Annotated in this window: 15 protein-coding genes; 8 read left to right on the top strand and 7 right to left on the bottom strand. The window is 69.6% G+C overall.

The genetic code is table 11. From position 1 onward, the window contains the following. Positions 1-277 precede the first annotated feature (277 nt). Positions 278-3751 (top strand): NfrA family protein, encoded by a 3474-nt coding sequence (locus ACU4E7_RS07310; RefSeq protein ID WP_447021123.1) that lies wholly within the window; start codon positions 278-280, stop codon positions 3749-3751. A gap of 137 nt (positions 3752-3888) precedes the next feature. Next, on the top strand, positions 3889-5280 hold the full coding sequence (gene hemN / locus ACU4E7_RS07305; protein WP_447021122.1) for an oxygen-independent coproporphyrinogen III oxidase: 1392 nt from the start codon (positions 3889-3891) through the stop codon (positions 5278-5280). An 80-nt stretch (positions 5281-5360) separates the two neighbouring features. Here hemN and ACU4E7_RS07300 read toward each other — a convergent pair whose 3' ends face one another. Next, positions 5361-6083, bottom strand: coding sequence for a helix-turn-helix domain-containing protein (locus tag ACU4E7_RS07300; RefSeq protein WP_238122367.1), 723 nt, complete (start codon positions 6081-6083; stop codon positions 5361-5363). Between the two features lie 173 nt (positions 6084-6256). Between ACU4E7_RS07300 and ACU4E7_RS07295 the strand changes: the two genes are divergently transcribed. From ACU4E7_RS07295 to ACU4E7_RS07275, 5 genes are all read left to right on the top strand, one after another. Further along, entirely contained in the window at positions 6257-7777 is a 1521-nt protein-coding gene (locus tag ACU4E7_RS07295) for a sensor histidine kinase (protein ID WP_447021600.1), read from the top strand. Continuing rightward, positions 7770-8402, top strand: coding sequence for a response regulator FixJ (gene fixJ / locus ACU4E7_RS07290; RefSeq protein ID WP_238122368.1), 633 nt, complete (start codon positions 7770-7772; stop codon positions 8400-8402). Before ACU4E7_RS07295 ends, fixJ begins: the two co-directional genes overlap by 8 nt. Positions 8403-8508: 106 nt before the next feature. Beyond that, a complete protein-coding gene (locus ACU4E7_RS07285) occupies positions 8509-9138 on the top strand; it encodes a response regulator (protein WP_447021121.1) in 630 nt (209 codons plus the stop codon). Between the two features lie 200 nt (positions 9139-9338). After that, on the top strand, positions 9339-12005 hold the full coding sequence (locus ACU4E7_RS07280; protein WP_238122370.1) for a bifunctional acetate--CoA ligase family protein/GNAT family N-acetyltransferase: 2667 nt from the start codon (positions 9339-9341) through the stop codon (positions 12003-12005). Positions 12006-12266: 261 nt separating this feature from the next. Beyond that, positions 12267-13601: a putative bifunctional diguanylate cyclase/phosphodiesterase gene (locus tag ACU4E7_RS07275; protein WP_238122371.1), complete on the top strand. Its 1335-nt coding sequence runs from the start codon at positions 12267-12269 to the stop codon at positions 13599-13601. A 71-nt stretch (positions 13602-13672) separates the two neighbouring features. On the opposite strand, the gene lysA is transcribed toward ACU4E7_RS07275, so the two are convergent. Together lysA and lptM are read right to left on the bottom strand one after the other, a co-directional pair. Further along, positions 13673-14941 (bottom strand): diaminopimelate decarboxylase, encoded by a 1269-nt coding sequence (lysA, locus tag ACU4E7_RS07270; protein WP_447021120.1) that lies wholly within the window; start codon positions 14939-14941, stop codon positions 13673-13675. Positions 14942-15126: 185 nt separating this feature from the next. Further along, entirely contained in the window at positions 15127-15438 is a 312-nt protein-coding gene (gene lptM, locus ACU4E7_RS07265; protein WP_238122373.1) for an LPS translocon maturation chaperone LptM, read from the bottom strand. A 396-nt stretch (positions 15439-15834) separates the two neighbouring features. Here lptM and ACU4E7_RS07260 point away from each other — a divergent pair, with 396 nt between their 5' ends. Continuing rightward, positions 15835-17091 (top strand): MFS transporter, encoded by a 1257-nt coding sequence (locus tag ACU4E7_RS07260; protein ID WP_447021119.1) that lies wholly within the window; start codon positions 15835-15837, stop codon positions 17089-17091. A gap of 54 nt (positions 17092-17145) precedes the next feature. Here the strand turns inward: ACU4E7_RS07260 and ACU4E7_RS07255 are convergent, their stop codons facing one another. Genes ACU4E7_RS07255 through ACU4E7_RS07240 form a run of 4 tightly spaced genes read right to left on the bottom strand, consistent with a single transcriptional unit; the run spans position 17146 to position 20552 of the window. Then, complete coding sequence (locus ACU4E7_RS07255) at positions 17146-18006, bottom strand: F0F1 ATP synthase subunit gamma (RefSeq protein ID WP_447021118.1); 861 nt, start codon at positions 18004-18006, stop codon at positions 17146-17148. A 31-nt stretch (positions 18007-18037) separates the two neighbouring features. Further along, entirely contained in the window at positions 18038-19561 is a 1524-nt protein-coding gene (locus tag ACU4E7_RS07250) for a F0F1 ATP synthase subunit alpha (protein ID WP_447021117.1), read from the bottom strand. Next, a complete protein-coding gene (locus tag ACU4E7_RS07245) occupies positions 19551-20291 on the bottom strand; it encodes a F0F1 ATP synthase subunit B family protein (protein WP_447021116.1) in 741 nt (246 codons plus the stop codon). The genes ACU4E7_RS07250 and ACU4E7_RS07245 overlap by 11 nt, the downstream gene beginning before the upstream one ends. A 12-nt stretch (positions 20292-20303) precedes the next feature. Then, on the bottom strand, positions 20304-20552 hold the full coding sequence (locus ACU4E7_RS07240) for a F0F1 ATP synthase subunit C (RefSeq protein ID WP_238122378.1): 249 nt from the start codon (positions 20550-20552) through the stop codon (positions 20304-20306). Position 20553 lies beyond the last annotated feature (1 nt).

The raw sequence follows: 20553 nt of genomic DNA, 5'->3' as shown, positions 1-20553 counted from the left end.
CGCCCCCCCCCCCGCGCGGAGGCCGCAAGCGGCTGCACCGAAGCGACAATGACCGCCCGCCCTGGCCTCACCGGCCGCCAACCGTTAACAGCGCGTAAATGTATTCATAGAATTTTTACTTATAATTAAGAGTTGGATACTTGTTAAGGTTAACTGCAATTTAAGTACTCGCGCCCACAGTGGCGCTATGACGACCGCGATCCATCTCCACACTGTTAGCGCTCCCGCGGACTCCCGGGAGGGTACGACACTCCTCAGGCGTCTCGCCTTCGGACTGATGTTGGCCGCAACGGTCAGCGCGCTGACGCTGAGCGCGGTCGAGCAGGCGGGCGCCCAGCCTTCGCCGGCGGCACCCGCGGCACATCCTCCATCACCCGGCTCCTCATCCGCCGCCAGCACGCCGGCCGATGAGCCGGTGCCGCCGGCCCTCACCGGCGCCGCGTGGAACACCGCCAATCAGGCCTACCAGGCCTATCAGCAGAAGAATTATGCCCGCGCCGCCTACCTCGCCCGCGAGGTGCTGCGGCTGCGGCCCGACGCGGCGCAGATGTGGATCCTGCTGATGGATGCGCTGGACGCCGAGGGCAAGCTCGCCGAATCGGTGGGCGCCGGCAACGAGGCGCTCGCCGCCGGCGTGAAGGATGCCTCGCTGCGCGCCCGGCTGCGGGCCCAGAGCAAGGTGCTCGCCCAGGCGCCCTCCCTCGCCGCCAACAAGGCGCTGGAGGCCAACGACCCGGCCGCCGCCGCCGAGGCGGCGCGCAAGGCCATCCTGCTGGTTCCCGATGATCTCAGCTATCGCATGCTGCTGGTCTATGCGCTGATCGCGCAGAAGCAGCTCGAGGCGGCGGAAAAGGCGGCCAGCGACGCCATCGCGGTCGATCCCAATTCCTTCCTGCCGCGCACCCTGCGGGGCTTCCTGCGTGTGCGGCTCGGCCAGATCGCCGACGGCGAACGCGATTTCGACGACGCCCTCAAGGACGAGGTCCTCACTGGCGACACCGAGCGCGACACCCGCATCGTCATTGCCGATGCGGCGCTGGCCGCGGGCCATGTGGATCGCGCGCTGAAGATTCTGGAGCCCCTGGCCGACAGCAACAATCCGGCGGTGACCGCGCGGCTGCAGGTGGCGCGCGCCGCCGAGAAGAATCCGCAGATCATTCCCGCCAAGGCGCACCAGACCCTGCCGGTGCCCTATCAGAAGTGCGTGGATACGCCCTATGGGCCGTCCTGCTCGCTGGTGCCCGCCGATGCCCCGCCCGGCAGCGGGGTCAGCGACACCCCCGGCTTCTATGCCGCCCAGGAGGCATTCGCCGCCTATCGCAAGGGCGATGACGCCCTGGCGGAAAAGCGCATCCGCGAGGCGCTGCAGCTCAATCCCAAGAACGGCGCCTGGCATCGCCTGCTCATCGACACCCTGGAGCGCGCCGGCAAGCTCAAGGAGCTGGAGGCCGCCATCAACGATGCGGTCGCCAAGGCCGGCGATGACAATTCCCTGGAGGCCCTGCGCGCCGTTACCGACAAGCGCCTCGCCGAGCCCGATGCCACCCAGGCCATCAAGGAGCTGAGCCAGGGCCGCCCCAAGACCGCCGTCACCCTCGCCCGCAAGGCGGTGGCGCGGGCCCCGGCGGTGATGCAGTTCCGCCTCATCCTCGTCAGCGCGCTCATGTCCTCGGGCCAGTTCCAAGATGCCCAGACCGAGGCCGCCGCCGCCGCCAAGGAGGACGAGAACGATCCGCTGCCGCGCATCCTCAACGCCTGGCTCCTGGAGAAGCTCGGCAAGCGCGAGGAGGCCACCGCCGATTTCGACAAGGTGCTCGCCTCCACCATCCTCACCGATGTGGAAGAGGTGAACTATCGCCTCATCGCCGCCAATGCCGCCCTGGCGCAGGGCGCGGCGGAAGAGGCGCTCAAGATCCTGCAGCCCATCGACGATCCCAAGAACAAGGACGTGGCGGCCTACCGGCGCACCGCGGAGGCGCTGGTGAAGACGCCGTCGGGCAAGCGCCCGGGCCTCATTCCGCCTACCGTGCTGTGCCAGCCCACCAAATACGGGGTGATCTGCTCGGTGTTCTTCGGCGCCCCCGGCGGTCCCGGCGGGGCGGGCCTCAACCCGGCCAGCCCGGGCTATGCCGCCGCCAGCGCCGCCTACACTGCCTTCGGCCGGCGCGATTATGCCACCGCCGTGCGCGAGATCCGCAAGGCCATCGACGCGGAGCCGGACAACAGCAGCTACCGCATGCTGCTCATGAACGCGCTCATGGCACAGGGCCGTTACGCCGAGGCCGAGCGCCTGCTCGACCAGTTGCTGGCGGCCCGCCCGCGGGATGTCACCCTGCTGGTGCAGCGTGGCAACCTGCGCATGCAGGCGCACCAGTTCGGCGGCGCCATCCGCGACTATCGCGCCGCGCTCGCCACCGGCCGGCTGCCGCCGGGCGAAGCCCGCACCGTTCGCCTGGCCCTGGCCGACGCGGCGCTGCAGGTGAAGGATCCCGAGCTCGCCCTCTCCACCCTGGCGCCCATGGCCGGCGAGCAGAGCTATGACGTGCAGGCGCGCCTCGGCTACGCCTATCTCGCCCTCGACGACAAGGAAGCCGCGCTCGCCGCTTTCGACACCGCGGCGCGGCGGGCCCAGGGCCAGCAGCAGCGCAACGCCATGCTCACCGCGCGCGTCGGCGTGCTCAACCAGCTCGGCCGCAAGGAAGAGGCGAAGGCCCTGTTCCTCGCCGCCTACGAGCGCGGCGACCTGCGTGGCATGCGCACGGTGGATCTGGCGGTGCTGGCGAGCCAGGCGGGCGAGGACGACATCGCCTTCCAATACTTCCAGCAGGCCAACGACAAGTGGCAGCTGCGCGGCACCAACCTCATCAACGCCGCCTACAACGCCCGCCGCACCTATCACAACGACACCGCGGTGGACTATTTCAAGGCGGCCATCGACGAGCACCGGTCCGGCAAGCTGCCGCTCGATCCCCAGCAGGTCTTCGGCCTGCGGCGGGAGGTGGCCGAGCTGAGCCGCACCTGGGGCGCCTATGCCTCGGTGAGCTATGGCGCGGTGGGCGTCGCCCCCGGCTCCTATCTCGCCCCGCCCACCGGCAGCGCCTATCACACCATTGGTGCCGGCGGTGAAATCTACTGGCGCCCGCCGGGCATCGGCTATCGCGACGGCGCCCTGTTCGAGCTGTTCGTGCGCGGCTTCACCACGCTCTACGCCGAAAATGGCGGCAACACCGGGCTCGACACCTTCCAGGGCAGCGTCGGCGCGCGCTGGAAGCCGTTCAAGACGGAAAACCTGGTGCTGGAGGCGTCCTATCTGTTCCCCACCGGGGGCACCTCGCGAGAGGACGTGCTGCTGCGCGCGGCCTATTCCAAGGGTGAGGGCACCGAACTGCGGGTGGGCCAACCCGACAACTGGCGCGCCTGGCAGATCTATGCCGACTACAATTATTACACCATGCTGCCGGAGACGATCGCCACCTTCGAAGTCCGCTACGGCCACGCCTTCCGGCTGGATCCCATCAATGATCATCTGGTGCTGTGGCCGTTCCTCGCCCTCGGCGGCGCCTACGACAACGGCTACGACACCCCGTTCGCCCTCGGCATCGGCCCCGGCGCGACCCTGCGCTACTGGTTCAACGAGGACGAATACCAGGCGCCCCACTCTTATGTGGACCTGATGGCCCAGTATCGCTTCAAGCTCGCCGGCGACGACCGCGCCGAGGGCCTGTTCGCCGGCGCCTTCCTCTCCTACTGAGGCCCTCCGCCGCCGGTGGCGGCGGCATGCAATGACGCGAAGGACCTGCCGCAGCGCTTAGAATTGCGGCAGGTCAAAGCGGTCTCGACCCGCTGGCGACATGGATAGGGCACACAGCCTTTGCCCAGAGTTCCGCCATGAACGCCCGCGAAAACACCCCGGTGAATGCCGCCCTGCTCGCCCGTTATGGGCACCCGGTCCCCCGCTACACCAGCTATCCGACCGCGCCGCACTTCACGCCCGACATCACCGCCGAAACCTATGCCCGGTGGCTGTCGGCCGTGCCGGAAGACAGCGCCGTGTCGGTCTATGTGCACATTCCGTTCTGCGCCGAGCTCTGCCTCTATTGCGGCTGCCAGACCGCGGTGGTGCGCTCCGGTACGCCGGTGACCGCGTATGCGGAGCGCCTGGTGGCGGAGATCGAGCAGGTCCGCGCCCGCCTGCCCGGGCGCCTGCGCCTGACCCACCTGCATTTCGGCGGCGGCACCCCCACCATGCTCGGCGACCGGGATCTGGCGCAGGTGATGGCCGCCCTGCGGCGCGCCTTCGCCTTTGCCGACGACGCCGAGATCGCCATCGAGATCGACCCGCGGGTGATGGATAACGGCAAGGTGGCCGCCCTCGCCCGCGAGGGCTTCAACCGGGCCAGCCTCGGCGTGCAGGATTTCGAGCCCGCCGTCCAGAAGGCCATCGGCCGGCAGCAGTCCTACGCCACCACCAAGGCCATCGCCGACGCGTTGCGGGCGGCCGGCATCACCGCCATCAACCTCGATCTCATGTACGGCCTGCCGCACCAAACTGCGCAATCGGTGCAGCGGACGGTGGAGCAGGCCCTCGAACTCGAGGCCGACCGCATCGCCGTCTTCGGCTATGCCCACGTGCCGTGGATGAAGAAGCATCAGGCGCTGATCCGCGATGCCGATCTGCCGGGCCCGCTGGAGCGGCTGGAGCAGGCCGAGCTGGTGGCCGGCCTGCTGGCGGATCACGGCTATCACGCCATCGGCCTCGACCATTTCGCGCGGGCTGAAGACCCCATGGCCCAGCGCGCCCGGGCCGGCACCCTCAAGCGCAATTTCCAGGGCTACACCACCGATGATGCGCCGGTGCTGCTGGGCTTCGGCGCCTCGGCCATCGGCGCCCTGCCGCAAGGCTATGTGCAGAACATCGCCGCCACCCCGCTGTGGCACAAGGCCCTGGAGCTGGGCCACCTGCCCATCGCCCGCGGCATCGCGCTCACCGGCGAGGACCGGCTGCGCCGGGCCATCATCGAGCGGCTGATGTGCGACCTCGAGGTGGATCTGGCGGCCATGGCCACCGCCCATGGCGCCTCGCCCCACCTGTTCGAGCCGGAGCTGGAGGCCCTCGCGCCGCTGATCGCCGACGGGCTGGCGGTGCGTGACGGGCTGGTGGTGAGGGTGCCGGAAGCCGCTCGCAGCTTCGCGCGGGTGGTGTGCGCGGTGTTCGATCCCCGCCTCACGGCGGCCCGCCAGGCGGAGCCGGAAAAGAAGAGGCACGCCGCCGCCGTGTAAGGCGGGACGTGCCTGCAGCAGGTGGGCGGCTGGGTCTCAGCCGCCAGCTCGGGTGGTCACATGCCCGATGGGATGAAACCTCAGGAATTCAGGCCGCGCAGCGCGCCACCGTCCTTCAGCACCACGCGGCGCGACGACGGCAGGGCGATGACGGCGGCATCTTCCAGATGGGTGAGGGTGCGCGAGACCGTCTCAATGGTGAGACCGAGATAGTCGGCGATATCCTGGCGCGACATGGGCAGGGTGACTTCCCCGGCGGTGCCGGCCGAGCGCGCGGCCATGTCCAGGAGGAAGGTGGCCACCCGCTCCTGCGCCGTCTTGCGGCCTAGCACCAGCAGATGGTTCTGCGTGCGGCTCAGCTCGCCGGCGGTCAGCGCCCACAGGGCATGGGCGAGCTCCGCATCGTCGGCGGCGCGGGCGAACAGGATCGAACGCTTGACGCGCACCACCCGGCATTCGTTCACCGCCTCGGCGGAGAAGCGATGCCGCGGCGCCGTCTCCCAGCCGAACACGTCGCCCGGCAGGCAGAAGGTCTCGATCTGGCGGCGCCCATCGCCCAGCAGCTTGCAGACCCGCACCGCGCCGGACAGCACCAGGAAGATGTGATCGGCCGGCGCATCCTCGGCGAAGATCTCGGAATTGCGCGAAAAGGTGGTCACCACGCCGAGGCCGGCGAGAATGTCGGTGGGCTGGCGGGTTCCCGTCTCGTCCTGCCATGCGCGCGACACCCGGCCCGCGACCGCGCCCGACAGCGGCGGCTGAACATAGGCCTTCTGGGTGAGGGCGGCGGCAATGGTCGACATGGGAACTCTCCTCCACAGAATGTTATCAGCGATAACTCTCGGAGACCTTGAGAGAAATTCGGAACGAACACTTAAGTCGTGACCCTTAGGTATATTTACGGAGGTGACGGCCGGCGCTAACAGGGACGGAAGCTCCACCGGGGAACAGGCGCGAGGACGAGGCAGTGGGCGAGATGAAACCGGCGGCGACCGAACAGAGCGGCGCCGCGCGCGAGGTTCAGCGCCCCTGGCGCCAGCAGGCGCTGAACCTCGCGCGCGGGGCGGGCACCGGCGCCTTCGTGCTGGCGCTGTGCGCCATGCTTCCGCTGCCGCCCTTTGACGCGCGCGGCGACGCGCGCGGCGCCCTGCTGCTGGTGATCGCCACCGTCCTGGTGAGCGCGCTCGGGCTGGCGGCGAGCCTTGCCCTGCTGTGCGTCGGCCTGGCCGGCGGGGTGCTGCTCACCCTTTCCCGCCCCGATTTTCCGCCGCTCGATCCGATCGCGGCGCTGCTGCTGGCTGGCGCCGGCCTCGGCGTGGCGGTGCTGGGGGAACGCCTGCGGCAGACCCGACAAGCCGCCGCCGCGCGCACCCGCGACCTGCTGGCTCGCGAGGCCCACCTCTCCTCCATCCTCAGCACAGTGCCCGATGCCATGGTGGTGATCGACGAGCACGGCATCATGCGCTCGTTTTCCGCCACCGCGGAGCGCCTGTTCGGCTACACCGCCGCCGAGGCGGTGGGCCAGAACGTCTCCGTGCTCATGCCCTCGCCCCATCGGGAGGCCCATGACGCCTATATCGGCCGCTATCTTCACACCGGCGAGCGGCGCATCATCGGCATCGGCCGGGTGGTGGTGGGCGAGCGCAAGGACGGCTCCACGTTCCCCATGGAACTATCGGTGGGCGAAATGCGCTCGGCCACGGAACGCTTCTTCACCGGCTTCATCCGCGACCTGACGGAGCGTCAGGAAACCGAGGCCCGCCTGCAGGAGCTGCAGGCCGAGCTCGTCCACATCTCGCGACTGACCGCCATGGGCGAGATGGCCTCCACCCTGGCCCATGAGCTGAACCAGCCGCTATCGGCCATCGCCAATTACATCAAGGGCTCCCGGCGGCTGCTGGAAGGCGGGGTGGTGCGCACCGAGATGCTCCAGGGGGCGCTGGAAAAGGCCGGCGAACAGGCCCTGCGGGCCGGCCAGATCATCCGCCGCCTGCGCGACTTCGTCTCCCGTGGCGAAAGCGAGCGGCGGGTGGAGAGCCTCGCCAAGCTGGTGGAGGAGGCGAGCGCTTTGGCCCTGGTGGGCGCCAAGGAGCACGGCATCCAGGTGCGGTTCCATTATGATCCCGGGTGCGACCTCGTGCTCGCCGACAAGGTGCAGGTCCAGCAGGTATTGCTGAACTTGATGCGCAACGCCCTGGAGGCAATGATGGAGGCACCCCGGCGGCAGCTCCTCGTGCAGACCGAGCCGGCGGAGGATGACATGGTGATGATCAGCGTCTCGGACACCGGGTCCGGCATCTCGCCGGAGATCAAGGCTCAATTGTTCACCCCGTTCGTGACCACCAAGCGACAGGGCATGGGCGTCGGCCTGTCCATCTCGCGCACCATCATCGAAGCCCATGGCGGCCGCATCTGGGTGGAATCCAACCCGGCGGGCGGCGCCACCTTCCGTTTCACCCTGCGCGCCGTGGGCGACGAGGCGGCGGTCGATGACTGAACCGACGCTGATCCACGTCATCGACGACGACGAGGCGGTCCGCCAATCCCTGGCCTTCCTGCTGGCCACCGCCGGCTATGAGGTGCAGGAGCACCCCTCCGCCCGCGCCTTCATCCAGGCCGGCCTGCCGGCGGGCGACGGCCTGGCCGGCTGCATCATCACCGATGTGCGGATGCCCGACATGACTGGCATCGACCTGCTCCACCAGCTCAAGGACAAGGGCTCCAGCGTGCCGGTGATCGTGGTCACCGGCCATGGTGACGTGCCGCTGGCGGTGGAGGCCATGAAGCTCGGCGCCACCGATTTCCTGGAAAAACCGTTCGACGACGTGGCCATCCTCGACGCGGTGAAGGCGGCGCTGGCGCGGCGGCAGAAGCACCACCAGCGCGACGCCCTGCGCGAGGAGGTCAACGAGCGCATTTCCGCCCTCTCCCAGCGCGAGCGGCAGGTACTGGAATGCCTGGTGGCCGGCCAGGCCAACAAGATGATCGCCTATGATCTCGGCATCAGCCCGCGCACGGTGGAGGTCTACCGCGCCAATGTGATGACCAAGATGAAGGCCCAGAGCCTGTCGGAACTGGTGCGCATGGCGCTGCTCGCCGGCATCGCCCCCAGCGCCGGGTGAAGCGCTTGATTTAACTCAAGGCCACTTTCCCTCCACATCGGTTAGCCTGTGTCATCGACCAACTGGGCCCAATGTGGGCCCTCTTGCGGGTCGCGGGAGGCGGCCGATGGATGCGCACTGCAAGGCCAACATGACCCGCGACCGCGACGCGCCGCTGGCGGGTGTCGACCTGTCGCCACCGGCGACGGCGCGCTTCGGCTTGGCGCCGCACGCGGGGCTGCCCGCACCGGTGGTGCCTCGCTCCGCCATGCCCCAGTCCGCCATGCCCCACCCATCCATGTCCCACGCACCGGCTCCCCACGCCCCCGTCCCCAATGCCGCGGCACCGCTGATGGCCCATCAGGTTCAGCCCGAGCCGGATCCGGACCTGCCGTGGATCGTGCATGTGGTGGATGACGACGCGGCGGTGTGCAGCTCCCTCAAGTTCGCTTTGGAGCTCGACGGCTTCGAGGTGCGCACCTATCCCGGTTATGGCGAGCTGCTGGCGTCGGACCTGCCGCGCGCCGGCTGCCTGATCGTCGACTACAATCTGCCCGGCCTCAACGGCCTGGAGCTGCTGGGCGAACTGGACCGGCGCGATGTGCACCTGCCGTCCTTCCTCATCACCAGCAACCCCACCACCAACGTGCGGCGCCGGGCCAGCGCGCAGGGCGTCGCCATCATCGAGAAACCGCTGCTGGGCAATCAGCTCAGCGAGGCGGTGCGGGCGAGCTTCTCCCGGGCCATGCCCTGCTGAGCAACCCGCGCCGCGCCGGCGCCAGTCCGGCGCAAGCGTCCCCGCCTACAACCCGTGCGACACGCCTTGGCTATTGCACCGCAGCTTCGCACCCGGCACCCTGACCGGGTCGACGTGCTGTCGCATCGCCGAGGCATGATCCAAGTCGCGACGACGGACGCCGGGACCGCCCCTGGGCGCCGCAGACCGGAAGGCCAGCCATGACCACCCGCAATCTCGATGCATTGTTCCACCCGAGCGCCATCGCGCTGGTGGGCGCCAGCAACGCACCGGGCTCCATCGGTTCGATCATCGCCCGCAACCTGTTCGAGGCCGGGTTTGCGGGTCCCATCCTCACCGTCAATGCCAAGGAGCGCGTCACCCGCTCCTCGCTCAATTATGCCCATGTGAACGACCTGCCGATCCCGGTGGACCTGGCGGTGGTGACTGCACCGCCAGAGACGGTGCCGCAGATCATCGCCGATCTCGGCGCCAAGGGGTGCCGCGCCGCGGTGGTCACCGCCTCGGCCTTCGGCGAGGGCGCCAAGCTCGAGGGCACCGACCTGCTGCAGCGCATGCTGGACGCGGCCAAGCCGCACCTCCTGCGCATTCTCGGGCCCAATTGCATCGGCTTCATTTCCCCTGCCGCCCGCATCAACGCCTCAGTGGCGCACCTGATGCCGACCAAGGGCGACGTGGCCTTCATCACCCAGTCGCGCACCATGGCCAACACCGTGCTGGACTGGGCCAACGCCCGCGGCTTCGGCTTCTCCCACGTGATTTCCCTGGGCGACAAGGGCGACATCGATTTCGGCGACCTGCTCGATTATCTCGCCCTCGACAACACCACCCGCGCCATCCTGCTCTATGTGGAGAACATCACCGACGCGCGGAAATTCATGTCCGCCGGCCGCATCGCCGCCCGGGCCAAGCCGGTGATCGTCATCAAGGCGGGCCGCAGCGCCGCCGGCGCCCGGGCCGCCCTCTCCCACACCGGCGCCCTGGCCGGCGCCGATCTCGTCTATGACGCCGCCTTCCGCCGCGCCGGCATGCTGCGGGTGCTGGAGCTGCGCGAGGTGTTCGAGGCCGTCACCACGCTGTCGTCGGGCATCCGCCTCCATGGCGACCGGCTCGCCATCCTCACCAATTCCGGCGGCGCCGGGGTGCTGGCGGTGGACGCTTTGGAAGATGTGGAGGGCACGCTCGCCACCCTCGATCCCGATACCCTCGCCAAGCTGGAGGCGGCGCTGCCGCCCACCTGGTCCCACGCCAATCCGGTCAATATCCACGCCAACGCCCCGGCCAAGCGCTATGGCGAGGCGCTCAAGGCGCTGCTGGCCAATAAGGGCTCCGACGGCATCCTGGTGCTGGACTGCCCCACCGCGGTGGGTGACGCGCCGGGCGCGGCGGCGGCGGTCATGGAAGTGCTGGAGACGCGACCGCGCGCCCCGGTGCTCACCTGCTGGCTGGGCGAGAGCGCGGTGGCCGACGTGCGCCGCAAGTTCGCCGCCCGCCGGATTCCCACCTATGAAACCCCCGACGAGGCGGTGCGCGCCTTCGGACACCTGGTGTCCTACCAGCGCAACCAAACCCTGCTGATGGAGACGCCGCCGGCGCGGACTTTCGAGGAGCCCGACCGCGAGCGGGCGCGGCAGATCGTCGAGCACGTGCTGGCCGCCGGCCGCAGCACCCTGGGCGAGTTCGAGGCCAAGGCGGTGCTCGCCGCCTATGACATTCCGGTGGTGGAAACGCGCATCGCCCAGAACCCGGAGGATGCCGGCCGCATCGCCAGCGAGATGGGCGGGCCGGTGGTGGTGAAGGTGCTGTCCCACGACATCACCCACAAATCCGACGTGGGCGGGGTGCGGCTCGATCTGCGCACGCCGGCGGCGGTGGAGGACGCCTGCCGCGCCATCATCGCCACGGTGGCGGAGAAGATGCCGCGCGCCAAGGTGGAGGGCTTCACCGTGCAGGAAATGGTGCGCCGGCCCCACGCCATCGAGCTGATCGCCGGCATCGCCAACGATCCCACCTTCGGCCCCATCGTGCTGTTCGGCCGTGGCGGCACGGCGGTGGAGGTGATCGGCGACCGGGCGGTGGCGCTGCCGCCGCTCAACGGTGTGCTGGCCCGGGAGATGATCTCCCGCACAAGGGTGGCCAAGCGCCTCGCCGGCTATCGCGACCACCCGCCCGCCGACATGGAGGCCATCGCCTCCACCCTCATCAAGATCAGCGAGCTTCTGGCCGACCTGCCACAGATCGCCGAGCTCGACATCAACCCGCTGATTGCCGACGAGAATGGCGTTCTGGCGCTCGACGCCCGCATCGTCGTGCACGAGGCCCGGCAGGACGGCACCGCACGGTTCGCCATCAAGCCCTATCCGCCGGAGCACGTGAAGGACATTCCCCTCACCGACGATCACACCGTCACCCTGCGGCCGATCCGGCCCGAGGACGAGCCGGGCCTCGTCGACGTGGTGCGCCGGTCCGATCCCCAGGATGTGCGCATGCGCTTCCTCGGCTCGGTGAAGGACTTCCCGCACCTGATGGCCGCCCGCCTGTCGCAGATCGACTATGATCGCGAGATGGCGTTCGTGGCGGTGGAGCCCTCCGGCGACATCTGCGGCGTGGTGCGCATCATCGCCGATCCGGACAATGAGGAGGCCGAATACGCCATCATGGTGCGCTCGGACATGAAGGGCAAAGGCCTCGGCTACCGGCTGATGACCGAAATCCTCGACCATGCCCGCGCCCGCGGCCTGAAGAAGGTGTTCGGCGACGTGATGCGGGAGAACGGGCCCATGCTGCACATGGCCGAGGATCTCGGTTTCAAGGTGGCGCCCAGCGCCGAGGATCCCTCGATCATGCGGGTGGTGATCACCCTGTGAGGGGGCCGGCGCACCGGCCCCAACGCCCTGAAACGACGCGCGCACCGGCGGTTGAACCGGCGCCTGTCCCCGGCCGCCGACGCAGCACGCTTGACGGTGAGACGGCGAGGCGCAATATCAGGTCACGTGCGTTATCGACTTCAGCACACAGGGCGCATTTGTGCCGTCGCAATGTGACGGTGGATCTGTTGTTCTAGATGTGCACACGCGCTGTGCGGTTCCGGGGTGGGCACCGCCAGGCATTTCATCGGTTTGCGCAAGATGGCGACGAACGACACAGGGGAGACGGGAGGTCCGTGGCGGTCGGAGTATCTGGCTCTGCACGACCCGCTGACCAATCTGCCGAACCGGCTGCTCATGCTCGAATTTCTGGCCGGCGCCCTGGGCGCGGCCCGGGATGGCGCGCGGACCGTGGCCGTGCTGTCGGTCGATCTCGATAATTTCCGCCAGCTCAACGACCAGTATGGCTTCTCCTGCGGCGATCAGGTGCTGGTGGAGATGGCCCGGCGCCTGCGCCGCTGCGTGCGCGACAATGACCTGGTGGCGCGGGTGGGCGCCGACGAGTTCATTCTCATCGCCACCGGCCTCAATGACGCGCAGACCGCCGAGCGCCTGTGCCGCCGGCTGCAGGCGGCGGTGAGCACCCCCATGGCGCTGGCCGCCACCACGGTCTACCCCCAGGCGACCCTCGGCATCGCCCTCGCGCCGCTGGATGGCGACGAGGCGGATGCCCTGCTGCATCGGGCCGACCTCGCCCTGGAGCGCGCCAAGAGCATCGGCCCCGGCGTCTTTTGCTTCTTCACCGCCGAGATGAACGAGGCGGCCCAGGGCAAGCGGTCGCTGGAAGGCGACCTGCGCCGCGCCATCGTGTCCGACCAGTTCGTTCTGCTCTACCAGCCGCGCTGGAGCACCGACACCCTGCGCATCCTCGGCGTCGAGGCGCTGATCCGCTGGGATCACCCGCAGCTCGGGCGGCTGGTGCCGGACGAGTTCGTGCCCCTGGCCGAACAGAGCGGCCTTGTCATTCCCATCGGCGAATGGGTGCTGCGCAAGGCGTGCGACACCATTGCCCGGCTGCCGGACCTCAATGTCTCGGTGAACGTCTCGGTGGTGCAGTTCCGCGGCCCGGAGCTGGTGACCACGGTGGAATCCGTGCTCAGGGCCGCCGAGCTGCCGGCCCACCGCCTGGAGCTCGAGATCACCGAAAGCGTGCTGATCGAGAACACCGACAACGCCCTCGACATCCTGATGAAGCTGAAGGATCTCGGGGTGCGCCTGTCCATGGATGACTTCGGCACCGGCTATTCATCGCTGGGCTATCTGCGCTCGTTCCCGTTCGACGCGCTCAAGATCGACCGCCGCTTCGTCGGCGATCTCGACCAGAGCAAGGGGGCGCTGGCCATCGTCCAGGCCATCCTCGGCCTCGGCCGGGCCCTGGGCATGCAGGTGGTGGCCGAAGGGGTGGAGACCGAAAGCCAGCTCGCCTGCCTCAAGGCCGACCGCTGCGACGAGGTTCAGGGCTTCTATCTCGGCCGCCCCATGACCGAGGAAGCCCTCCTCCAGTTCATCGCCGAGCGCGGCCTCGCCACGGTGTGAGCGCTGCCGCGCGCTGTGACAGCGAGCTCACCCCCTGTTTCACGTGAAAACGGCACCGGCGCGCCGCCCCCTTACGCCAGCCAGGGCGCCATCTGATCGAGGGCGATGAGGGCGTCCGCATCCACCCGCGGCCGGACTACCGCCGCCACCGCGCCATTCACCAGCACCTCCGGCACCAGGCCCCGGGTGTTGTAGGTGGAGGCCTGCACCGCCCCATAGGCCCCGGCGGTCATCACGGCCAGGAGATCCCCGGCCTTCACCTCCGGCATGGCCCGATCGAGGGCGAGGAAATCCCCGGTCTCGCACACCGGCCCGACCACGTCCGCCACCATGGTGGGCGTGCCGGGCGCGGGCTGCGCCACCGGGAAGATGTCGTGGTGCGCCTCGTACAGGGTGGGGCGGATGAGGTCGTTCATGGCCGCGTCGACGATCACGAAGGTCTTGCCCTCCCCGTGCTTCACATAGATCACACGGGTGACGAGGATGCCCGCGTTGGCGACGATCATGCGCCCCATCTCGAACACCAGTGGCAGATCGAGGCCGCCGAGGCCGCGGCGGACCACCTCCGCATAAACGTGGGGCGGCGGCGGCACAGGGTCGCTCACCGCATAGGGCACACCGAGCCCGCCACCCAGATCGAGGTGATGCAGGCGATGGCCGGCGGCGAGCAGGTCGCGGGCCAGCTGGGCCAGCAGCTCCACCGCATTCTCCACCGGCGCCATATCGGTGATCTGACTGCCGATGTGCATGTCGACGCCGGTCACCGCGAGGCCGGGCAGCCGCGCCACCTCGTCATAGACCTCCCGCGCCCGCGAGATGGGAATGCCGAACTTGGTGGCGGACCGGCCAGTGGAGATCTTCTTGTGGGTGCGGGCGTCCACGTCCGGATTGACGCGAATGGACACCGGCGCCACCCGGCCCAGCGCCGTCGCCACCTCGGAGAGCACGTGCAGCTCGGGCTCGCTCTCCACATTGAAGCACAAGATGCCGGCCGCCAGCGCCTCCGCCATCTCCTCCCGGGTCTTGCCGACTCCCGAGAAGACGATGCGCGAGCCGGGAATGCCGGCCGCCAGCGCCCGCCGCAATTCGCCCACCGAGACGATGTCCGCCCCCGCGCCGAGCCGCGCCAGGGTGGCGATCACCGACTGGTTGGAATTGGCCTTCAAGGCATAGCACAGCAGCGCCTGCCGATCGGCGAACGCCTCCATGAACACCTTGTAGTGGCGTTCCAGCGTTGCCGATGAATAGCAATAGAAGGGGGTGCGCACCTCGGAGGCGAGAGCGGTGAGGTCCACGTCCTCGGCATGAAGGCGCGCGTCGCGGTAGCTGAAGTGATGCATGATGGTAAGGCCGAATGTGCAGGAAGCCGCGGGACAGGCGGCGAAAGGGGCGAGCCCACCCGCGGAGGATCGGGCGCCGCCACGGGACCCGTGGCGCGGATCGCCCTCAGATCATGGCCCCGGCGCGCCGATCGCGATGCCGCGTCAGGCCCGGTGGCGGCAGCGCGCTGCGCCAGTAGGCGCGATCACAGCAGGCCGTCGAGGAAGAACGGCCGGTCCGGACGGGCCACGCCCTCCAGCTGATCCGTCTTGCCGCTCTGTTTCTGCTTGCTCTTTTCCCAATCGGCATGGGGCGTGACCGAATTGGCCATGTCGGAAGCCGAGGTGGCGGAGTGAAAGCCGGTTTCCCCGGCAGCCGTGGGTGGCGGAACCGCCGGCGGCGTCTTCGGCGCTTCGGCCTTGGGGGCCCCTGGCGGCGGCTCAAGCGGCCCCTTCACGCCGCATCCGGCGAGTGCGAGGGCGGCGACCAGCGCCAGAGGAAGGGAGAGACGGGACATGGAAATGCGGGCCATCCGGGTCAATTCGCGGCCACTATAGCCTGCGCGCCGCCAAAGGCGAGCCCCTGTGCGGCGCACCAGCCCCTTGCCGCCCACGGCGCCGCCCCGCCGTGTCCACGGGGCCACGCCCGCACCGGCCCCGTTTCCGGGCGAACCGGCCCAGAGCCAGCGGCTTTTGGACAGGCGGCCTCCACACCTGCGCCATCATTCGATTGCCGCCTGGACACTAGTCGAAGAATTCATTTTCGCGCCGCAGCAAGCGGACATAGATTTCCGCCGATTTCTGACGATCGAGGCAGCGCCCACCCGCTGCGCTGACGGCACCGCGGCAGCGACGGACCGTGATCGGCAGGGCTCACCCCCCGTTTCGATCTGCCCCATTCCCTGGTGAAGCCCATGGGTCTCCCTTCTTCCATCGCCGCCGGCGCGGATCCCCGCGCCGTGCGCTTCGCCCTGCTCGCTTTGGCTCTTGCCTCGTTCGGCATCGGCACCACCGAATATGTCATCGTCGGGCTGCTGCCGCGCGTGGCCACCGACCTGTCGGTGACCATTCCGCAGGCCGGCTTCCTGGTCACCGGCTATGCGCTGAGCGTGACGTTCGGCTCGCCCTTCCTCGCCATTGCCACCGCCCGCATGAACCGGCGCCATGCGCTGATGACCCTCATGGGGGTGTTCATCGCCGGCAATGCGCTGTGCGCGGTGGCGCCCAGCTTCACCCTGCTGATGGCCGCCCGCATCGTCACCGCTTTGTGCCACGGCGCCTTCTTCGGGCTCGGCGCGGTGGTGGCGGCGGAACTCTCGGTGCCGAGCCGCAAGGCGCAGGCCATCGCCATGATGTTCGCCGGCCTCACCATCGCCAACGTGCTGGGCGTGCCCCTCGGCACCGCCTTGGGCGAGGCCTTGACCTGGCGCGACACCTTCCTCGCGGTGGTGGTCATCGGCATCGCCGCCGCGGCGGCGCTCGCCCTGTGGCTGCCCAAGGACCTGCCCACCCCGCCCCTGGCGCTGAAGCGGGAGGCCAAGGCCATCGCCAACGTGCAGGTGGTGCTGGCCATGGTCATCTCCATCGTCGCCTCCGCCAGCCTGTTCAGCGTGTTCACCTACATCGCCCCGATCCTCACCGAGCACACCGGCGTCTCGGCCCATGGGGTGACGCTGATGCTGCTGATCTTCGGCGTCGGCCTCACCATTGGCAATTTCGGCGGTGGCTGGATGGCCGACCGCAGCCTGCTGCCGACGGTGATCGGCATCACCGCGGTGCTGGCGGTACTGCTGGCCCTGTTCCCGCTCACCAGCGCCTATCCGCTGCCGGCGGCCATCACCCTGTTCATCTGGGGCGTGCTGGCCTTCGCGCTGGTGGCTCCGCTGCAGATGCGGGTGGTGAAGGAAGCGGCGGAAGCCCCCAACCTCGCCTCCACCCTCAACCAGGGCGCCTTCAACCTGGGCAACGCCCTGGGCGCGGCCGTCGGCGGCGTCGGCCTCTCCGCCGGCCTCTCCTACATGGACCTGCCGTGGATGGGTGCCGCGCTGGCCTGCCTCGCCATGCTGCTGGCTGTGGTGGCCCACCGGCTCGACCATGCCGCCCACGACATCCCGGTGGCGGTGGTCGGCGTCGGCCCCCATGACGACGGGCCGCTGACGCCCGCCCTGTAGGCCGCCCGGCGCGCTGTCGCCCCGCGAAGCCGGTTCCCCTTCGCGTGACGGCGCCTAGCCGCCGTGGGCGGCGGCGCCGCCCGCCAGCTCGACGATTTCGTTGGTGATCTCCTCCTGCCGCAACTGGCGGGAGCGGGACACCAGCATGTCGAGGGTGTTCTCCACATTGGTGTGGGCGGCGATCATGGCCCGCATGCGGGCCTCGTTCTCCGCCGCGAACGAGAGCATCACCGCCTCGGTGATCTCGGCGAACACATATTCGGCCACCAGCCGCGCCAGCAGCACATCGGGCGCCAGCGTGATCAGCGGCGGCACCGCCCGGTGGGCCAGCGGAAAGCGGTGAAAATCGAACGGCACCAGCTGTTTCGTGGCCACCTCCATGGCCTCCCCGCCGCCCGGCACGGCATGCAGCAGGCACACCTGCGCCACCGGCACGCGCTCCAGCCGCGCGAACAGCGCATCGGCGATCTCGCTGGCGAGCCGCGCCGCCTGATCCGGATGCCCCACCATGGCCGCCGACCAGTCCCAGGCCAGGCCCCGCTCTTCCGCCACCAGCAGCCCGCGATCGCCGACGATGAACAGCCCCCCGCCCGCGTCGGGCCCGCGCGCGGCGACGGCAGCCTCCAGCACATGCTCGCTGAAGGCGCCGGCAAAGCCCTGCTCCGCGCACAGGGCGATCACCAGCCGCAGGCCGGGACCCGACGGGAGCGCCGTGCCCCGCTCGTCCACCGGCAGAAAGGCCAGGGCATGGCCGATGCCGGCGGCGATGGTGTCGGCATAGGCGCGGATGCCGTCGAGATGGGCCCGTGCCTCCCGCGAGCGGGCGGCGGCAATGCCGCGCATGGCGGTGATGACCGCCGACAATTGATGCACGGTGCGGATGCGCGCGGTGACATCGGACAGGCGTTCCGCCATGGCGCTCTCCTTATCCCGGCTCCCTGCCGCCTCAGCCGGCGGCCGCCAACTCCTGCGCCAACTCCTGCGCCAGCGCCTGAACCGCCGCCACCAGTTTCTCCCGCACCGGCGCCTCAAGGGTGCCGCTGGCGGCAAGGGCCGCCACCTCGGCGCCCGCATTGGCATCGAGATAGGCCGGCAGCCGCGCCCGCAGCGGGGGAATGACGGCCACCGGCAGGGCATCGAACACCCCGTCGGCCAGCGCCGCCAGCAGCGCCACCTGGTCGGCGAGGCGCAGATTGGCGAAGCGCGGCTGGGTGAGCAGCGCGCGGATCCGCTCGCCACGGGTGATCTGCGCCTTCACCCGGGTATCGGAGATGCCGCCGAAGCGGGTGAACATCTCCAGCTCCAGGAACTGGGAATAATCGAGCCGCAACCGGCCGGACACCTCGCGCAGGGCCGGCTTCTGGGCCTTGCCGCCCACCCGCGACACCGACAGGCCCACATCCACCGCCGGCCGCTGATTGGCGGCGAACAGGCGGGAATCGAGCACGATCTGGCCATCGGTGATGGAGATGAGGTTGGTGGGAATGTAAGCGGAGAGGTTGCCGGCATCGGTCTCGGCCACCGGCAGAGCGGTGAGGGAACCGCTGCCCAGCTCCGGTGAGAGCTTGGCGGCGCGTTCCAGCAGGCGGGCATGCAGATAGAAGATGTCACCGGGATAGGCCTCGCGGCCCGGCGGCTCGCGGGTGAGCAAGGCGAGCTCGCGATGGGTGGCGGCATGGTGGGTGAGATCGTCCACCACGATCAGGGCATGGCCGCCCTTGTCGCGGAAATATTCCGCCATGCTGAAGCCGGCAAAGGGCGCGATCCACTGCAGGCCCGGCGCTGCCGAGGCGGCGGCCACCACGAAGATGCAGCGCTCCGGGGCGCCATGGGCCTTCACCGCCTCGATCACCCGCTCCACGGCGGTGGCGCGCTGGCCCACCGCCACATAGACGCAGATCACATCCGAATGCTTCTGGTTGACGATGGCGTCCACCGCCACCGCGGTCTTGCCGGTGGCGCGATCGCCGATGATCAGCTCACGCTGGCCGCGACCCAGAGCGAACAAAGCGTCGAGCACCAGGATGCCGGTTTCCACCGGCTCGCTGACGAGGTCGCGGTCGATGATGGCGGGGGCCGGCCGCTCAATGGGCAGATGGTCGGTGGCGGTGATGGGCGCGCCCCCGTCGAGGGGGCGGCCGAGGGGATCGACCACCCGGCCCAGCAGCCCCTCCCCCACCGGCACCCGCACCACCTCTCCGGAGCCCGTGACCTTGGAGCCGGCCTCGACGCCGGCGGCATCGTCCAGCAGCACGGCGCCGATGGTGTCGGCGTCGAGGGTCAAGGCGAAGCCGAGGCGGCCGCCCTCGAATTTCAGGATCTCATCGAGCCGCACGTCGGGCAGGCCGGAGACGCGGGCGATGCCGTCCGCCACCTCCTCCACCCGGCCGATGGCCTCCGCCTGCACCGACAGATCGGCGCGGGCCACCTTCGCACGGCTTGCTTCGAGCCAATCGGCATCAGCGCCCATCGTGGGTGAGCTCCGTCAGAATGCGGTCGAGGGCGGCCCGCCAGCTGTTGCGGACGATGGCATGGGGGGCGGTGAGCTCCAGGCCGGCGATCAGGTTCGGGTCGACGCTCAGCGCCAGGGTCACATCATGCCCCAGCGTCGCGGCGATTTTTTGCCGGCAAAGCGCCTCCTCTTCCCTGGACAGGGCGCGCGCCGCTTTCAGCTGCAGCGGCTCCTCGGCGACGGCAAGACTGGCGCGCGCCTCCTCCGGCAGAGCGGCGAGACCCGCGCACAGGCCATCGATGAAGGCGGCGACGCGGGTGTCGTCGGGCAGCTGCGCCAGCAGGCGGGCGGCGATGTCCACGGCGAGCCGGCTGGCCCGGTCATCCACCGCCGCCTCGGCACGGGCGCGGACGTGGGCGATGTCCGCCTCGGCGGCGGCCCGCAGGCCATCGGCCTCGCTGCGGGCCGCCGCCAGCAGCGCCGCCTTGCGCGCCTCCCCCTCGGCCAGAGCGGCATCCACCTTCTCGGTGCGGGCGGCGGCGATGGCGGCGGTCTCGGCCGCGGCCTTGGTGCGCTCCGCCTCGGCGGCGGCGCGCGCGGCGCGCGCGGCCTCCAGGTCGCGGGTCGCCGCCGCCTGCCGCTCGGCCATCAGCGCCACCACCGGCCGGAACAGGAAACGGGCCAGGATGAAGACCAGCACCAGGACGTTGATGGCCTGCAATCCGAGCGTCCACCAATCGATCTGCATGGGCGCGGGCCGCTATTTCACGAACGGATTGGCGAACAGCACCAAAAGCGCGATCACCAGACAGTAGATCGCCATGGTCTCGATCATGGCGAGGCCGACGAACAGGGTGCGCGAGAGGGTACCGGCGGCTTCCGGCTGGCGGGCGATGGCGTCCATGGCGGCGGCGACCGCCCGCCCCTCGCCCAGCGCCGGGCCGATGGCGCCGAACGACACCGCCATGGCGGCGGCGGCGATGGAGACCACTTGAATGAGATTGTCCATG

This window comes from Xanthobacter sp. ZOL 2024 (genome assembly GCF_052932325.1).
Note: the sequence above shows the minus strand (reverse complement) of the source record. Positions and strands in the feature narration are given on the sequence as shown.

Excerpts from the sequence above, each read along its gene's own strand:
- ACU4E7_RS07310 (WP_447021123.1), top strand. The coding sequence starts at position 278 with ATGTTGGCCGCAACGGTCAGCGCGCTGACGCTGAGCGCGGTCGAGCAG.
- hemN (WP_447021122.1), top strand. The coding sequence starts at position 3,889 with ATGAACGCCCGCGAAAACACCCCGGTGAATGCCGCCCTGCTCGCCCGT.
- ACU4E7_RS07300 (WP_238122367.1), bottom strand. The coding sequence starts at position 6,083 with ATGTCGACCATTGCCGCCGCCCTCACCCAGAAGGCCTATGTTCAGCCG.
- ACU4E7_RS07295 (WP_447021600.1), top strand. The coding sequence starts at position 6,257 with ATGAAACCGGCGGCGACCGAACAGAGCGGCGCCGCGCGCGAGGTTCAG.
- fixJ (WP_238122368.1), top strand. The coding sequence starts at position 7,770 with ATGACTGAACCGACGCTGATCCACGTCATCGACGACGACGAGGCGGTC.
- ACU4E7_RS07285 (WP_447021121.1), top strand. The coding sequence starts at position 8,509 with ATGGATGCGCACTGCAAGGCCAACATGACCCGCGACCGCGACGCGCCG.
- ACU4E7_RS07280 (WP_238122370.1), top strand. The coding sequence starts at position 9,339 with ATGACCACCCGCAATCTCGATGCATTGTTCCACCCGAGCGCCATCGCG.
- ACU4E7_RS07275 (WP_238122371.1), top strand. The coding sequence starts at position 12,267 with ATGGCGACGAACGACACAGGGGAGACGGGAGGTCCGTGGCGGTCGGAG.
- lysA (WP_447021120.1), bottom strand. The coding sequence starts at position 14,941 with ATGCATCACTTCAGCTACCGCGACGCGCGCCTTCATGCCGAGGACGTG.
- lptM (WP_238122373.1), bottom strand. The coding sequence starts at position 15,438 with ATGTCCCGTCTCTCCCTTCCTCTGGCGCTGGTCGCCGCCCTCGCACTC.
- ACU4E7_RS07260 (WP_447021119.1), top strand. The coding sequence starts at position 15,835 with ATGGGTCTCCCTTCTTCCATCGCCGCCGGCGCGGATCCCCGCGCCGTG.
- ACU4E7_RS07255 (WP_447021118.1), bottom strand. The coding sequence starts at position 18,006 with ATGGCGGAACGCCTGTCCGATGTCACCGCGCGCATCCGCACCGTGCAT.
- ACU4E7_RS07250 (WP_447021117.1), bottom strand. The coding sequence starts at position 19,561 with ATGGGCGCTGATGCCGATTGGCTCGAAGCAAGCCGTGCGAAGGTGGCC.
- ACU4E7_RS07245 (WP_447021116.1), bottom strand. The coding sequence starts at position 20,291 with ATGCAGATCGATTGGTGGACGCTCGGATTGCAGGCCATCAACGTCCTG.
- ACU4E7_RS07240 (WP_238122378.1), bottom strand. The coding sequence starts at position 20,552 with ATGGACAATCTCATTCAAGTGGTCTCCATCGCCGCCGCCGCCATGGCG.